Source organism: Rhizobium leguminosarum (genome assembly GCF_002953715.1).
Taxonomy (GTDB): domain Bacteria; phylum Pseudomonadota; class Alphaproteobacteria; order Rhizobiales; family Rhizobiaceae; genus Rhizobium; species Rhizobium leguminosarum_V.
The window spans coordinates 1,957,076-1,971,608 of the sequence record NZ_CP025012.1 but is presented as its reverse complement, the minus strand read 5'-3'; the positions used below and the strand labels follow the sequence as shown (position 1 = coordinate 1,971,608).

Sequence of the window (14,533 nt, the reverse complement as noted above, 5' to 3'; positions counted from 1 at the left end):
GAATTCAAAATACTACCTTTGCGTGTCTCAAAAGACGCGCGGCGCTGTAGCGAACGATATTCGGCAGAAATATGCGCGGGATCGCAGAGATTCCCCTTACGTCAAGGGCATGATGCTTTTCTTTGCTGCAAGCTTTTGATATTGCCCAAGGCATAAGCAGATTGTGGAAGGCCAGCATGACACCTGATGTGCGCCCGCTTGTGGCGGGGAACTGGAAAATGAATGGCATGCGTGCCTCCCTGGATCAGATCAAGACGATCGCCGAGGGTGTTCGCTCGCCGCTGGCCGACAAGGTCGAAGCGCTGATCTGCCCGCCGGCGACGCTGCTCTACGTGGCGACGGCGCTGTGCACCGACAGCCCGCTGGCGATTGGCGCTCAGGACTGCCATCAGAATCCGTCGGGTGCGCATACCGGCGACATCTCGGCGGAGATGATTGCCGATTGTTTCGGCACCTACGTCATCGTCGGCCATTCCGAGCGGCGCACCGACCATGCCGAAACGGATCATCTGGTGCGCGCCAAGGCGGAGGCGGCCTTCGCCGCAGAGCTGACGGCGATCATCTGCATCGGCGAGACGGCGGATGAACGCCGGACAGGCCAGGCGCTTGACGTTATCAAACGCCAGCTTTCCGCCTCCGTTCCCGATGGCGCGACGGCCGAAAATACCGTTATCGCCTACGAGCCGATCTGGGCGATCGGCACCGGTGTGACGCCGACATCAGGTGATGTCGAAAAGGCGCATGCCTTCATGCGGGCAGAGCTTGTGGCCCGCTTCGGCGATGAAGGCCGCAAGATGCGTCTTCTCTATGGCGGCTCAGTCAAGCCGGCCAATGCCCATGAACTGATGGGCATCGCCAATGTCGACGGCGCGCTGATCGGCGGAGCGAGCTTGAAAGCGGCCGACTTCCTCGCCATCTACCGGGCCTATGAGGCGCTGCTCGCCTGAGGCATTTTTTATTTCTGGGTTTATTCCCGGGTTTATTCCGAGCCGAAGGGCTTGGAATAGATGAAAGCCTCATGTAAAGAGCCGCCAGAATTCTTACTTATGTCCGTCTTCAGGCGGGCAGGACTGGACCCATGCAGACAGTATTGATTGTCATCCATCTCATGATCGTGCTCGCCCTTGTTGGCGTCGTGCTCATCCAGCGCTCTGAAGGCGGCGGCCTCGGCATCGGCGGCGGTTCCGGCTTCATGTCGGCCCGGGGTACGGCCAATGCACTGACGCGCACCACCGCGATCCTTGCAACCCTGTTCTTCCTGACCTCGCTCGGCCTCGGCATACTGACGCGTTACGAGGGCCGTCCGAGCGATATTCTCGACCGGATTCCGGCAACAGGCGGCCAGGGCAACGGCATTCTCGATTCGCTCGGCGGCGGCGCACAGGCTCCGGCAAGTCAACCGGCCGGCAACGGCGTACCAAGCAGCGGGGCGGCGACGCCCGCACCGCAGGCTCCCGCCGCTCAAGCGCCGGCAACGACTGCTCCGGCAACTCAGGCTCCGGCTGCCACCGCTCCGGCGACGACTGCGCCTGCAGCTCCGGCCACGCCTGCGCCGGCTCAGCCTTCCGGCGTCCCGACGGGACAGTAAACCGGGCTTCGACATAAACCGCCGGCAGGCCCCAGGGTCTGCCGGTTTTCTTTTGTTCAGATTCCTGCGCCACGCTCCGAAAGTTCCGGAAAAGAATTTTTGGGGCTGGTGGAATCGTTTTTGAAAAGGTATCCGGTGAATCCCATGGCGCGATACGTATTCATCACTGGCGGCGTGGTTTCCTCTCTCGGAAAAGGAATTGCGGCCGCGGCTCTCGGAGCGTTGCTGCAGGCCCGTGGATATCGGGTTCGGCTTCGCAAGCTCGACCCCTATCTGAACGTGGACCCGGGCACGATGAGCCCGACCCAGCACGGCGAGGTCTTCGTCACCGACGATGGCGCGGAAACCGATCTCGATCTCGGTCACTACGAACGCTTCACGGGGCGTTCGGCGACCAAGACCGACAACATCACCACCGGCCGCATCTACAAGAATATCATCGACAAGGAACGGCGCGGCGACTATCTCGGCGCGACGGTGCAGGTCATTCCGCACGTCACCAACGAGATCAAGGATTTCGTTATCGAGGGCAATGACGACTACGATTTCGTCATCTGCGAGATCGGCGGCACGGTCGGCGACATCGAGGCGATGCCGTTCATGGAGGCGATCCGCCAGCTCGGCAATGACCTGCCGCGCGGCACCGCCGTCTACGTCCACCTGACGCTGATGCCCTATATTCCGGCGGCAGGCGAGCTCAAGACCAAGCCGACGCAGCATTCGGTCAAGGAGCTGCAGGCACTCGGCATTCATCCCGATATCCTGCTGGTGCGCGCCGACCGCGAAATTCCGGAAGCCGAACGCCGCAAGCTCTCGCTGTTCTGCAACGTTCGCCCGTCCGCCGTTATCCAGGCGCTCGACGTGGCCAACATCTATGATGTGCCGATCGCCTACCACAAGGAAGGTCTGGACGACGAAGTCCTTGCCGCCTTCGGCATCGAGCCGGCGCCGAAGCCGCGGCTGGACCAGTGGGAAGAGGTCTGCAATCGCATCCGCACGCCGGAGGGCGAGGTGACGATTGCGATCGTCGGCAAATATACCGGCCTCAAGGATGCCTATAAGTCGCTGATCGAGGCGCTGCATCACGGCGGCATCGCCAATCGCGTCAAGGTCAACCTCGAATGGATCGAATCCGAGGTCTTCGAAAAGGAAGATCCGGCGCCCTATCTCGAAAAGGTGCACGGCATCCTCGTGCCCGGCGGCTTCGGTGAACGCGGTTCGGAAGGCAAGATCCACGCTGCCCGCTTTGCCCGCGAGCGCAAGGTGCCGTATTTCGGCATCTGCTTCGGCATGCAGATGGCGGTCATCGAGGCGGCGCGCAATCTCGCCGACGTGGCCGGTGCGTCCTCGACCGAATTCGGCGCGACGAAAGAGCCGGTGGTTGGCCTGATGACCGAATGGGTCAAGGGCAACGAATTGCAGAAGCGCACCGCAGCCGGGGATCTCGGCGGCACGATGCGCCTCGGCGCCTACAAGGCGGCGCTGAAGAAGGGCACGAAGATCTCGGATATCTACGGCTCCACCGATATTTCCGAGCGTCACCGCCACCGCTACGAGGTCAATGTCGACTACAAGGACCGGCTCGAAAACTGCGGCCTCGTCTTCTCCGGCATGTCGCCGGACGGCGTGCTGCCGGAGACGATCGAATATCCCGATCATCCCTGGTTCATCGGCGTGCAGTACCACCCGGAACTGAAGAGCCGGCCCCTCGATCCGCATCCGCTGTTTGCGAGCTTCATCGAAGCGGCGACGGAACAAAGCCGCCTCGTCTGACGAAAGCCAAGACCAGATCGCGCGGTTAGAGCATTTCCGTCTTCTTCGAGTAACGGAAATGCTCTATCTCTTTGTTTTCACGCAATTCCAGACGCAAAACCGCTGCGCACTTTTGCTGGAATTGCTCTGGCGCGATCTGGATAACATCCGTGCTCGAGCTATCTTGCCGGCATGGCCACTTCACGCAGCACGACCGTCTCACGCTTCATCGCAGCACCGCGCGAGCACATCTACCGCGCCTTCCTCGATGCAGATGCTGTCGCCACCTGGCTTCCGCCGGGTTCGATGAAGGGCATCGTCCATGCCTTCGAGGGCAGGGAAGGCGGCGCCTTCAGCATGTCGCTCGTCTATCCCGATGACGAGGCGTCGGAGCCGGGCAAGACCTCCGACAAGACCGACAAATTCCAGGGCCGTTTTGCGCGGCTCGTGCCTGACGAAAGCATCGTCTGGGCTACGGTCTTCGATTCCGACAATGAAGGTTTTTCCGGCGAGATGACGGTCAGCACGACATTGTCGCCCGCCGATGGAGGCACCGATGTGACGATGGTCTGCGACAACATCCCCTCTGGCATTCGCCTCGAAGACAATGAGGAAGGTTGCCGTTTGACGCTCAACCAACTTGCCGCCTTCGTCGGCGGCTGAGGATCGCCGGCAAGGACATGCCCTGCCGGCCGGCGAATTCAACTTTCAGGCAGCGGCCGGCAGCGGCCCGATATAGACCGAACGTGGACGGATCAGCCGGCCGTCGAGCGCCTGTTCACGCGCATGCGCCAGCCATCCGACGGTGCGGCCGATCGCGAAGACGCCGGTGAAGGCCTCGCGCGGAAAGCCGAGCGTTTCGAGCAGCAGCGCAGTATAAAATTCGACGTTGACATCGAGCGGCCGGTTCGGCTTGCGCACTTTCAGGATCGCCAATGCAGCAGCCTCCACGGCTTCCGCCAGCGCGCTGCGGGCGCTGTTTACCTGTCCGGTTGATATCAGCGGCTTCAGCGCGCCCTTCAGCGCATCGGCGCGCGGATCGCGGACGCGATAGATGCGGTGGCCGAAGCCCATCAGCCTTTCGCCGCGATCAAGCGCTTCGCCGAGCCACGGGTAAGCATTCTCGGCCGTGCCGATCGCATCCAGCATGTCGAGCACGGGACCGGGTGCACCGCCATGCAGCGGCCCCTTCAGGGCGCTCAGCGCCGCCAGCACCGAAGAGGTGAGGCCAGCCTGCGTCGAGGCGATGACGCGCGACGCGAAGGTCGAGGCATTGAGGCCATGGTCTGATATCGTCACGAGATAGGCGTCGAGTGCCGCTGTCTGCTCCCTGTTCGGCAATTTTCCGGTCAGCATGCGCAGGATGTCGGCGGCCTGTGTCAGCGAGGCGTCGGGCGCGATCGGTTTTTCACCGCGTTGCAGGCGCAGAACGGCCGGCAGAAAAACCGCAGGCGCCGCCAGAAGGCCGAGCGCGGTGTCAAAATCCTCGCCGTCGGGCAGCCGGGCGATCAGCGCCCGCATCGCATCGACCGGAGGTAGGGCGAGCAGGGCGGCATCGGCCGACTCGATGTGGTCGAACACTCCAGTTCGTGCTTGCGCCAGCCAGTCGCGCAATTCCACTTCATTGAAGCTTCGCTCCATCAGCCCGTCCAGCAACAGGGCTGCGACGCCTTCATAGGTGCCGTCAGCGACCAAATGATCCAGCGATACGCCGCGGATGATCAGTCGTCCCGCTTCGCCATCGACATCCGAGAGCTGCGTTTCGGCGGCTATGACGTCTTCCAAGCCATTTTTCATGTTGTTTTCTCCTTTACGACACGGATGATCCGACCTAGTCTCATTGACGTCAATCTTGATGCAATTGATCAATATGAGGTTCCGATGTCGTGGCTGACCGCCGAAGAGGCGCTGCAGGCGCTGAAGACCAAGCCGCAGACGCTTTACGCCAATGTCAGTCGCGGGCGCATCCGCGCCAAGCCCGATCCCACCGACCCGCGCCGCAGCCTCTACCAGGCTTCCGACGTGCAGCGGCTTGCCGAACGCCATGCCGGCCGCCGCAAGACCGAAACGGTCGCCGCCGAGGCGATCCGCTGGGGCGATCCGGTTCTTTCCTCGGCAATTTCCACCATCATCGGCGGACGCCTTTTCTATCGCGGAAAGGATGCCGCCGGTTTCGCTGAAGTCGCGACGCTGGAGCAGACGGCGGCGCTGCTCTGGAACGGCGCGGAAACACTCTCCTCCGGCAGCGGGACCGGACATGCCGCTCCGTCGCTTCAGGCGGCATTCCTGGCGCTGGCAGGGCGGGTGACATCGGATCTGCCGTCGCTCGGCCGCTCGCAGGCAGCACTTCGCCGTGAAGCAAGTGGCGTTCTCCGTACCGTCGCCGATGCGCTGGCGCCGGGATCTTTCGACCAGCCGCTGCATTTGCGGCTTGCGGCAAGCTGGCAGCGGCGGGATGCTGCCGATTGCCTGCGTCGCGCGCTGGTGCTGCTTGCCGATCACGAACTCAACGCCTCGACCTTTGCGGCGCGGGTCACGGCATCGGCGGGTGCGGCCCTTTCGGCCGCCGTGCTGTCCGGTCTGGCGACGCTGACAGGGCCGCTGCACGGCGCCGCCTGGCAGGGCGTCGACGCCTTGATCGAGAACACTTCCGCCCTTGGGGCCGAGCAGGCGATCCGCCGCACGCTCGCCCAGGGCAATCGCCTGTCGGCCTTCGGTCATCCGCTCTATCCCGACGGCGATGTCAGGGCTCTGGCGCTGCTTTCGCACTTTGACTTGCCGGCGCAGTTTGCCGAGGTCCGGGAAACCGGCGAGGAGATGGTCGGCGAGAAGGTCAACGTCGATTTCGCGCTTGCCGCAATGGCCGCTGCCTTCGATCTCCCGAGGGAGGCGCCGATCATCATTTTCTCGCTTGCCCGTTCCGCCGGTTGGCTTGCGCATGCGATGGAGCAGATCGACAGCGGTGAATTGATCCGGCCGCGGGCGCGTTATGCCGGACCGGTGCTTGAAACGGATAGTAGAACGTAAGAATTCCGCCGGCGATTGCGCCGGTTTGCTTTTTTTGCCTAGGGAAATATTTGAATTCGGCTATCATGCCTCACATGGAAGAAGACGGTTGGCGGGCGCTTTCGAAAAGAGCTGTTCCGCACGGTCAAGGGGACTTTCCATGAATACGACGCTTCGCAGCCTGCTTGCCGCCGCACTCGCTGTCGGCCTCATTCCGCATGAGGCGGCCTTTGCGCAGTCTGCCGGCTGCACGGTATCGCGTGATGCCGGCGCCCGCCAGGTGCTCAGTTGTCCAGGCGGCGTCACGGTGACGGCAGAGGCCGGAGCCGCCTACAGCCTCGTCGACCGCAACCGCGACGGCAGCCCTGATTCGGCGTCGCTGCGGCGCAAGGCCATCCTCGTCGATGTCGACAGCAGTCAGCACGCGGGCGGTTTCCAGGTCGTGACGCCGCAGGCGATCGCTGCCGTGCGCGGCACCCAATGGGCTGTCGATGTCGCAGGCGGCAAGACCTCGGTGCTGGTCGTCAGAGGTAGCGTCGCAGTCCGCCGGCCGGCCGGTGAGGCGGTGGTGCTGTCGCCGGGCGAGGGCGTCGACGTTACCGGCGGAACGGAACCCCTCGTCGTGCGCCGCTGGCCGGCGCCGCGTGCCGCCGCCCTTCTTGCCCGCCTCGGCCAATAAATCCCATGAACCATCGTCTGCTGACCGTGATCGCGCTGCTGCTCGCCGGTCTTTGGGCGGCTGCGCTCGGCTATACCAATCTCAATGCCGGAAGCGGCCTTCTCGACCGGATGGAAGCCTCGCTTGCCGATATCCGCAGCGCCATCGTCGGGGCGAAAACACCGCCTCCCGTCGTCTCGATCATTGCGATCGACGACCGCACCGCTGGGGCGCACGGCTATCCGCTCGATCGGGCGACACTTGCGCGCCTTGCCGGCGCGATCACCGCGTTGAAGCCCAAGGCTTTGGCGATCGACATTCTGCTCGTCGATCCGGGGCCGGAGGCGGGTGATGCGGCGCTGACTGCTGCCCTTCGCCAGGGGCTGAGCGTAATTGCGGCCGCAGCCACTTTCGCGCAAAGCAGCCAGCGGGTCACGGATGCGGCAGGCGATCCGCTTGCCGCCATCCCTGAGGCAAACCAGCTGCTGTTGCCGCTTCCGCGCTTTGCCGAGGCAGCTGCGGTCGGCATCGTCAATGTCGCAACCGACCAGACCGGCACGCCGCGCTACATTCCGCTGATCTCGCGTTCCGCAGACCGGCTGGATCCGGCTTTTCCACTGCGTGTCGCGTCGGTGGCGCTCGGCGTCGATCCCACCATCGAACCCGATGCCATCATGCTCGGAAAGCTGCGTATTCCCACCGATATCGGCCAGCGCCTGCCGGTGACCTTTTATGGCGGGCATGGCAGCATCGCCACCTTCAGCGCCGCCGATGCGCTGGATGGCAAGCTTTCGGCGAATGCGGTCACTGGCCGCATCGTCGTCATCGGTTCGACGGTGACCGGCGGCGGCGACGTCTTCCCGACGCCGTTCGATCCCGTCATGCCGGGCGTCGAGGTAATGTCGACGGCTATCACCCATCTCGTCACCGGCGACGGCATGGTGCGCGACCATAGGATAAGGCTGATCGATGCCGGCATTGCGGTCGGTTTGACGCTCGTGCTCGTTTCGCTGATTGCCTGGCGCCGCAGTGCTGCAGGTTATGTCATCATCGTGCTGACGCTGATCGTCTGGGCGATGATCAACCTGTCGGCCTTTGCGCATGGCTACTGGTTGAGTGCGGCGCTGCCGATCGCTGCAGCGCTGCCGCCGGCGCTGATCTTCGGGGCGGCCGAGCTCTGGCTCGACCGCGGCCGCGCCCGCCATTTCGCCGAGCAGAGCGCGCTCCTGCAGCGCATCGAAGCGCCCGGCCTCGGCGAGTGGCTGGCGCGCGATCCGAATTTCCTCGCACAACCGGTTCGCCAGAACGCCGCCGTCATCTTCATCGATCTCTCGGGCTTCACCGGCCTCAGCGAAAATGTCGGGCCGGTGGCGGTCAGCGAGATGTTGAGCGGCTTCTTCGAACTGGTCGACGAGGAGGCGCGGGCCCACGGCGGCGCCATCACCAGCTTCATGGGCGACGGCGCGATGATCCTGTTCGGCCTGCCGGAGCCTGCCGATGACGATGCCGCCCGCGCCGCTGCCTGCGCGGTCAGCCTCTGCGAGCGCACACGGACCTGGCTTCAAGCGCATGCGGGCTTTGCCCCGAAGAAGATCGGCTTCAAGGTCGGCGCCCATTGCGGCCCGATCGTCGCCTCGCGATTGGGCACCGGCGACCGGCAGCAGATTACGGCGGCGGGGGACACCATCAATGTCGGCAGCCGGTTGATGGAGGTGGCCGCCCGCCATGGCGTCGAACTGGCGCTGAGCGCCGAAATCGTCCGCGCTGCCGGCCCCGATAGCCTGCTCGCGCAGTCCGGCCGCATGGAGGGACCGTTGGAAACGGCGCTGCGCGGCCGGGCAAGCCGCATCGACGTCTGGCTGTGGCGTAGCCGTACGCTTTGACAATCGCCGCGGGAGCGGCTAGGAACGGCGCAAATACCCCGCCGGCTGGCTCCGGCCATGGCGCAGCAACGCGCCTGACAGCTCCGAAAGATCGAATCCATGACAGAATTTAACGGCGTCGTCCCGGCGATCGCCAAGGCGTTGCAGAAGCGCGGATACGCCGAACTCACCCCGGTGCAGAAGGCGATGCTCGATCCGGCCCTTGCCGCTTCAGACGCGCTGGTCTCGGCCCAGACCGGCTCCGGCAAGACCGTCGCCTTCGGCCTGGCGCTGGCGCCGACGCTGCTTGAGGGCAGAGAGCGCTTCGGTAATGCCGGCGCCCCGCTCGCCATCGTCATCGCACCGACGCGCGAGCTTGCGCTGCAGGTGAAGCGCGAGCTCGAATGGCTCTTTGAGATGACCGGCGCGGTGATCGTCAGCTGCGTCGGCGGCATGGACATCCGCAGCGAGCGCCGCTCGCTGGAACGCGGCGCCCATATCGTCGTCGGCACGCCCGGCCGGCTTTGCGACCATATTCGCCGCAGGGCGCTCGACATGTCGGAACTGAAGGCCGCCGTGCTCGACGAGGCCGACGAGATGCTCGATCTCGGCTTCCGCGAAGACCTCGAATTCATCCTCGATGCGGCGCCGGACGAACGCCGGACGCTGATGTTTTCGGCAACGGTGCCGGCTGCGATCGCCAAGCTTGCCAAGAGCTACCAGCGCGATGCCGTGCGCATCAGCACCGCGGCCGAGGAAAAGCAGCATATCGACATCGAATATCGCGCGCTCATGGTTGCCCCGAGCGACCGCGAGAATGCGATCATCAACGTGCTGCGCTATTACGAGGCGACCAATGCCATCGTGTTCTGCTCGACGCGTGCCGCCGTCAACCATCTGACGGCGCGGTTCAACAACCGCAATTTCGCCGTTGTGGCGCTTTCCGGCGAGCTGACGCAGAACGAGCGCACCCACGCGCTGCAGGCGATGCGCGACGGGCGCGCCCGCGTCTGCATCGCGACCGACGTTGCCGCCCGCGGCATCGACCTGCCGGGGCTCGATCTTGTCATCCATGCCGACCTGCCGACCAATCCGGACACGCTGCTGCACCGCAGCGGCCGAACCGGTCGGGCCGGACGCAAGGGCATCAGCGCCATGATCGTGCCGCTGAATGCACGGCGCAAGGCAGAGCGCCTGCTCGAGAATGCCGGTATTTCGGCTGCCTGGGCGCGGCCGCCCTCGGCCGAGGAAGTGAGCGAGCGCGACGACGAGCGGCTGCTCGCCGATCCGATCTTCAACGAAACGCCGCAGGAGGAAGAGCAGGGGCTGGTACAGCAGCTTCTCGCCAGCCACGGCGCCGAAAAGCTCGCCGCCGCTTTCTTACGTCTTTACCGCACCAATCATTCGGCGCCGGAAGATCTGATCGAAGTTACAGTGCAGGACGACCGCAGCCGCAAGCGCCGCGACAATGCCGAGCCCTACGAGCCGGCGCAGAAGGGACCGCGCGAGGATTTCGGCGCCAGCGTCTGGTTTTCCGTCTCGGTTGGGCGCAAGCAGAATGCCGAGCCGCGCTGGCTGATCCCGATGCTCTGCCGCAACGGCAATGTGACGAAGCGCGAGATCGGCGCGATCAAGATGCAGCCCGAGGAAACTTTTGTGGAGATCGCTGCGGCGAGCGCCGAAAGCTTCCTGGCGGCGATCGGTCCGAACAAGGCGCTCGAACGCGGCATCCGCGTGACCAGGCTTTCCGGCACGCCGGATTTCAGCCGGGCGCCTGCGCCAAAACCCTATGCCGGCAAGCCATCTCGCGACGAGCGGCCGGATGATTCGTTCCGCGGCGAGCGGCCGAAGAACAAGTTCGGCAAGGGTCCGGGCGGCGGATATGTCGCGGCCGACAATAGCGGTGGGGAAAGACGGGATAGCAAGCCCTGGAGCAAGAAGCCGGGCAAACCCCCTTTCGATGGGCCGAAGTCCGACAAGCCGAAATTCGAAGGCGCCAGATCCGAAGGCCCCAAATATGAGGGCAAGGGCGGCGGCGCACCGAAGAACAAGTTTTCAAAGAAGAAGCCCGGCTGATTTTGCCGGCAGCCCTTCGCTGGTCCGGCGGAGGGCTTTGGGCCGTATCCCTGAGGGAGGCAAGGATGGTGATGGAAACGGCGATCCTCAGCGTCCCGGTTTTCAGTACGCTCTGCAATGAGGCCTTCCGGCTGCGGCGCGCTATCTTCGTGCATGAGCAGAAGGTTCCCGAACCCGAGGAATTCGATGCCGACGATCTCAACGCCCATCATCTTGTCGCCGTCACGGCGGGCGAAGTCTCCGGCACCCTGCGGGTCATTTACGCCGAGGAACATGTGAAGATCGGCCGGGTTGCGGTTGCCGGCCGATGGCGCGGCCGCGGCATTGCGGCTGATATGATCGGGCGGGCGATGGAACTGCATCGCGGCGCCCGCGGCAACCGCTTCTATCTCACTGCGCAGGCGGACAAGCTGCCGCTTTACGAGCGTTTCGGCTTCGTTGCCTATGGCGCGGAATTTCTTGACGGTGGCATGCCGCATCTTGCCATGAAGAATTACTGAGCATCAGCAAAGCGTCGTTTCAGGCTTGGGATTTCACGTCAAAGGCAAGCGAACTTGAAAGCTCCCGGTAGGCGTCGATCTGTTGCTGCAGCAGCGCGATTTTCTGTTCCACCATGCCAACAGCATCAGCTCCGGCGATGAACCGGCGGGGCAGCTCCGGTTGGTTGACCAGGGTGATCAGCGCTTGGGCAAGTTTTGCGGGATCGCCGCTCTGCTGGCCGTTGGCGGACTTCCAGAATGCCAGGTGCTGGGCGCGTCTTTCGTCGTAGTCGCTGACAGACGCCGGAGCATATTGGGTTGATTCGTCAGTCAGCAATTCCGTGCGGAAGAAGCCCGGATTGACGATCATCGTTTCGATACCAAACGGCGCCACTTCGGGCTGCAGCGATTCCATCCAACCATCGAGGGCAAACTTCGCGGTAGAGTAAGCGCTGCAAAACTCAAAGCCCAGCAGGCTGGCCGTCGATGAGATCGAGATGATCTTGCCGGACCCCTGCCGGCGCATCACCGGCAGGACGGCGCGGGTGACACTCATGGGGCCGAGGAGACTACTAGCCAGTTGCAGATCGATCTGAGGCGGCGTCAGTTCCTCAAAATAGCCTGAATAGAAGTTTGCGGCATTGTTGACCAAAATGTCGATCTGACCGAAGCGTTCGAGTGCAGCCTTAACGGCAGAGTCCGCTTCAGTCGGCTTGGTTACATCCAGCGTGACGACGAGCAGATTTTCCGACTGGCCAATCGCCTTGGCAACGCGTTCCGGATTGCGGCCGGTTGCAACGAGTTTGTCGCCTGCAGCCAGAACCGCCTTTGCGAAATCCAGGCCCATGCCGCGCCCGGCGCCTGTGATCAACCAAACCTTACTCATCGAATTTTCCTTCATGCGAGATTGTGTGCCGATGCACTATGCGGTGGCCTTCTGCCGCTGCTCTTCGTGATCATCGTTGATGTTGAACCAGCCGGTGGCCGCCTCGATGACGCCCCAGAGTTTGGCCGGAAGGGCAATTTCCGGGATTGTCGTGGTCCTGATCTCGTTCTCGATCAGCTTCTCATTGCCACTGCGTGAAAGTTCGACCCACTCCGGGTTTATCACCAGTCCTTGGCCTACAGCCACAAGCGAAAGGCCCAGATGAAGGGCGCTTTCCGCCTGTTGGGGTGACTTGATCTGGCCAGCGGCAATAACCGGAACGCGCCCCGCTACCGTGGCGGCGATCAGTTCAGCGATGGGACGATCGGCGATGGCTTCGAGTGGTTGGGCTTCGAGTACGCTCGTCAGCGAAGCATGGATGTAGTCGACGCCGCCGTCGATCAGATGCTCGATGAGTTCGTGGGTGTCTTCAATACGAAGGCCGCCCTCTTCAGGTTCTTCGGGCGAGACCCGGTATCCCAGAAGAAACGGACGCGTCGCGTGTGTGCCTATCACCCGCCTCACGTTGCGGACCACGGCGAGCGGAAACCGCATCCGCTTTTCCAGCGAGCCTCCCCATTCGTCGTCGCGATAATTGTGGAGCGGCGAGTAAAAGTTCTGGATCAGAAAGCCGTGGGCCGCATGCAGTTCGACCCCATCGAAGCCGGCTTCGATAGCGCGGCGGGTTGCTTCGCCGAAAGCAGAAATCACATCAAGGATTTCGTCGTGGCTCAGTGCGCGCGTCGTGCCGCCGCCTGGATTGAAAGGACCGGCTGAAACTTGCAGCGAACTGGCGCTGACAACGTCTCCGTCCGGAACAAGCGCCGGCACGGCCTTGCTGCCGGCGTGAAAAATTTGAAGAATCGCTGGCGCACCGCCGCTTTTGGCCGCCTCGGCCAGACGCCGGAGGCTTGGTATGAAGCTGTCATCATAAGAAGCGAATTCGCCCGTGAACCCGATGCCGTTGGGCGAGACATGCGTGCAGCCGGTTAGAACGAGGCCAACGCCGTTCACCCTGCGTCGATAGTAGGACACTTCCTCATCCGAGACTGTTCCGTCGTCATTGGCTGACCACGTCGTCATCGGAGCCATGACGACCCTGTTTCGAAGCGTGATCCCACTGGCGAAAACGAAGGGTTCAAATAGTGCGGGGGTGGCTTCCATCATCATTCGTCTCTCTTGCATGCCGTCCAAGCGGTTTGTGAAATGACAGGTAGCAATGAAGACAAACTTTGATTAGTTGGTATAATCTGCATGAAGTTAGAAATGAGAGAGATAAATGAGGCACGGTGATTTCAGCGAGCTTGCAGCCTTCATCGCCGTTGCCGAAGCCGGAAGCTTTACGCGTGCCTCCGCCAAGCTGGGACTTTCCCAGTCTGCCGTTAGTTACTCAGTCAGGATGCTGGAGCAGAGGCTAGGGGTGCGGCTGATCTCACGCACTACACGAAGCTTGTCGCTGACCGATGCCGGAGAGCGTATGCTTCGGAGCCTCCGCCCTGCCTTCGAACACATCGAAAGAGAGATCGCAGCCGTCACCTCACTTCGTGACAAGCCGGCGGGCACTATCCGCATCACGACGTTTCGATATGCCGCCATGAGCGTGCTGTGGCCGGTCATGACAACGTTCTTGGCGGAATACCCGGATATTGAAATGGAGGTCATTCTTGACGAGGGCCTGACGGATATCGTGGCCGGCCGGTTCGACGCCGGTATTCGTATTGGGGAACAGGTTCAAAAAGACATGGTTGCTGTCAGGATCGGCCCTGACCTTCGCATGGCAGTCGTCGGATCGCCGTCCTACTTTCAGAACCGCACAATCCCGATAACGCCCCGCGATCTCGGCGACCACCGGGGTATCAGCTACCGGCAAACCACAGGAGGTGGATTGTATGCCTGGGAGTTCGAGCGCGAAGGCGAGGAGCTTCAGGTCAGAATGAACGGGCCGCTCATCATCAACGATAGTTTGATGCTGGAAGCCGCTGCTTTGGATGGGCTCGGACTTGCCTACACTTTCGAAAGTCAGGTTTCACAATATATTGCAGACGGGCGACTGATCCGAGTCCTCGACGATTGGTGTCAGCCGTTCCCTGGCTATCACCTTTATTACCCAAGCAGACGTCAGCATACGGCGGCGTTTGCGCTCCTCGTCGAGGCGCTTCGTTTCAAAGGCTGACGCTCCTGCCAGGC

The 14,533-nt window shown here is 62.8% G+C and carries 14 protein-coding genes; 10 read left to right on the top strand and 4 right to left on the bottom strand.

The genetic code is table 11. The features are described 5' to 3' along the window. Positions 1 to 4: 4 nt before the first annotated feature. The gene (locus CUJ84_RS38295; protein WP_199788833.1) at positions 5 to 229 is read right to left on the bottom strand and encodes a hypothetical protein; all 225 of its coding nucleotides are present in this window, start codon (positions 227 to 229) and stop codon (positions 5 to 7) included. Between CUJ84_RS38295 and tpiA the strand changes: the two genes are divergently transcribed. The 4 genes from tpiA (at position 177) to CUJ84_RS10030 (ending at position 4,003) form a co-directional block, all read left to right on the top strand. Continuing rightward, positions 177 to 947, top strand: a complete 771-nt coding sequence (gene tpiA / locus CUJ84_RS10045; protein WP_105006074.1) for a triose-phosphate isomerase — start codon at positions 177 to 179, stop codon at positions 945 to 947. The genes CUJ84_RS38295 and tpiA overlap by 53 nt on opposite strands. A 131-nt stretch (positions 948 to 1,078) precedes the next feature. Continuing rightward, the gene (secG, locus tag CUJ84_RS10040; RefSeq protein WP_105006073.1) at positions 1,079 to 1,588 is read left to right on the top strand and encodes a preprotein translocase subunit SecG; all 510 of its coding nucleotides are present in this window, start codon (positions 1,079 to 1,081) and stop codon (positions 1,586 to 1,588) included. A 144-nt stretch (positions 1,589 to 1,732) separates the two neighbouring features. Then, positions 1,733 to 3,361 carry a CTP synthase gene (locus CUJ84_RS10035; protein ID WP_027684626.1) on the top strand — a complete coding sequence of 543 codons (1,629 nt, stop codon included), beginning with the start codon at positions 1,733 to 1,735 and terminating at the stop codon, positions 3,359 to 3,361. 171 nt (positions 3,362 to 3,532) lie between these two features. Next, the gene (locus tag CUJ84_RS10030) at positions 3,533 to 4,003 is read left to right on the top strand and encodes an SRPBCC family protein (protein ID WP_105006072.1); all 471 of its coding nucleotides are present in this window, start codon (positions 3,533 to 3,535) and stop codon (positions 4,001 to 4,003) included. Positions 4,004 to 4,048: 45 nt separating this feature from the next. On the opposite strand, the gene CUJ84_RS10025 is transcribed toward CUJ84_RS10030, so the two are convergent. Then, positions 4,049 to 5,137, bottom strand: coding sequence for a citrate synthase/methylcitrate synthase (locus tag CUJ84_RS10025; RefSeq protein ID WP_105006071.1), 1,089 nt, complete (start codon positions 5,135 to 5,137; stop codon positions 4,049 to 4,051). A gap of 84 nt (positions 5,138 to 5,221) precedes the next feature. Here CUJ84_RS10025 and CUJ84_RS10020 point away from each other — a divergent pair, with 84 nt between their 5' ends. The 5 genes from CUJ84_RS10020 (at position 5,222) to CUJ84_RS10000 (ending at position 11,442) form a co-directional block, all read left to right on the top strand. Then, positions 5,222 to 6,367: a citrate synthase gene (locus CUJ84_RS10020; RefSeq protein WP_105006070.1), complete on the top strand. Its 1,146-nt coding sequence runs from the start codon at positions 5,222 to 5,224 to the stop codon at positions 6,365 to 6,367. A 139-nt stretch (positions 6,368 to 6,506) separates the two neighbouring features. Then, positions 6,507 to 7,025: a FecR domain-containing protein gene (locus tag CUJ84_RS10015; RefSeq protein ID WP_105006069.1), complete on the top strand. Its 519-nt coding sequence runs from the start codon at positions 6,507 to 6,509 to the stop codon at positions 7,023 to 7,025. Between the two features lie 5 nt (positions 7,026 to 7,030). Then, positions 7,031 to 8,887: a CHASE2 domain-containing protein gene (locus CUJ84_RS10010; protein WP_105006068.1), complete on the top strand. Its 1,857-nt coding sequence runs from the start codon at positions 7,031 to 7,033 to the stop codon at positions 8,885 to 8,887. A gap of 99 nt (positions 8,888 to 8,986) precedes the next feature. Further along, positions 8,987 to 10,942, top strand: a complete 1,956-nt coding sequence (locus CUJ84_RS10005; RefSeq protein WP_105006067.1) for a DEAD/DEAH box helicase — start codon at positions 8,987 to 8,989, stop codon at positions 10,940 to 10,942. 65 nt (positions 10,943 to 11,007) lie between these two features. Next, positions 11,008 to 11,442 carry a GNAT family N-acetyltransferase gene (locus tag CUJ84_RS10000; RefSeq protein WP_105006066.1) on the top strand — a complete coding sequence of 145 codons (435 nt, stop codon included), beginning with the start codon at positions 11,008 to 11,010 and terminating at the stop codon, positions 11,440 to 11,442. A 19-nt stretch (positions 11,443 to 11,461) separates the two neighbouring features. On the opposite strand, the gene CUJ84_RS09995 is transcribed toward CUJ84_RS10000, so the two are convergent. Next, the gene (locus CUJ84_RS09995; RefSeq protein ID WP_105006065.1) at positions 11,462 to 12,307 is read right to left on the bottom strand and encodes an SDR family oxidoreductase; all 846 of its coding nucleotides are present in this window, start codon (positions 12,305 to 12,307) and stop codon (positions 11,462 to 11,464) included. 36 nt (positions 12,308 to 12,343) lie between these two features. Next, positions 12,344 to 13,516, bottom strand: coding sequence for an NADH-dependent flavin oxidoreductase (locus CUJ84_RS09990; protein ID WP_105006064.1), 1,173 nt, complete (start codon positions 13,514 to 13,516; stop codon positions 12,344 to 12,346). Between the two features lie 109 nt (positions 13,517 to 13,625). Here CUJ84_RS09990 and CUJ84_RS09985 point away from each other — a divergent pair, with 109 nt between their 5' ends. Next, positions 13,626 to 14,519 carry a LysR family transcriptional regulator gene (locus CUJ84_RS09985; RefSeq protein ID WP_105006063.1) on the top strand — a complete coding sequence of 298 codons (894 nt, stop codon included), beginning with the start codon at positions 13,626 to 13,628 and terminating at the stop codon, positions 14,517 to 14,519. Positions 14,520 to 14,533 lie beyond the last annotated feature (14 nt).

Excerpts from the sequence above, each read along its gene's own strand:
- secG (WP_105006073.1), top strand. The coding sequence starts at position 1,079 with ATGCAGACAGTATTGATTGTCATCCATCTCATGATCGTGCTCGCCCTT.
- CUJ84_RS10015 (WP_105006069.1), top strand. The coding sequence starts at position 6,507 with ATGAATACGACGCTTCGCAGCCTGCTTGCCGCCGCACTCGCTGTCGGC.
- CUJ84_RS09985 (WP_105006063.1), top strand. The coding sequence starts at position 13,626 with ATGAGGCACGGTGATTTCAGCGAGCTTGCAGCCTTCATCGCCGTTGCC.
- CUJ84_RS09995 (WP_105006065.1), bottom strand. The coding sequence starts at position 12,307 with ATGAGTAAGGTTTGGTTGATCACAGGCGCCGGGCGCGGCATGGGCCTG.
- CUJ84_RS10010 (WP_105006068.1), top strand. The coding sequence starts at position 7,031 with ATGAACCATCGTCTGCTGACCGTGATCGCGCTGCTGCTCGCCGGTCTT.
- CUJ84_RS10035 (WP_027684626.1), top strand. The coding sequence starts at position 1,733 with ATGGCGCGATACGTATTCATCACTGGCGGCGTGGTTTCCTCTCTCGGA.
- CUJ84_RS10030 (WP_105006072.1), top strand. The coding sequence starts at position 3,533 with ATGGCCACTTCACGCAGCACGACCGTCTCACGCTTCATCGCAGCACCG.
- CUJ84_RS38295 (WP_199788833.1), bottom strand. The coding sequence starts at position 229 with ATGCCATTCATTTTCCAGTTCCCCGCCACAAGCGGGCGCACATCAGGT.
- CUJ84_RS10025 (WP_105006071.1), bottom strand. The coding sequence starts at position 5,137 with ATGAAAAATGGCTTGGAAGACGTCATAGCCGCCGAAACGCAGCTCTCG.
- CUJ84_RS10020 (WP_105006070.1), top strand. The coding sequence starts at position 5,222 with ATGTCGTGGCTGACCGCCGAAGAGGCGCTGCAGGCGCTGAAGACCAAG.
- tpiA (WP_105006074.1), top strand. The coding sequence starts at position 177 with ATGACACCTGATGTGCGCCCGCTTGTGGCGGGGAACTGGAAAATGAAT.
- CUJ84_RS10000 (WP_105006066.1), top strand. The coding sequence starts at position 11,008 with ATGGTGATGGAAACGGCGATCCTCAGCGTCCCGGTTTTCAGTACGCTC.
- CUJ84_RS09990 (WP_105006064.1), bottom strand. The coding sequence starts at position 13,516 with ATGATGATGGAAGCCACCCCCGCACTATTTGAACCCTTCGTTTTCGCC.
- CUJ84_RS10005 (WP_105006067.1), top strand. The coding sequence starts at position 8,987 with ATGACAGAATTTAACGGCGTCGTCCCGGCGATCGCCAAGGCGTTGCAG.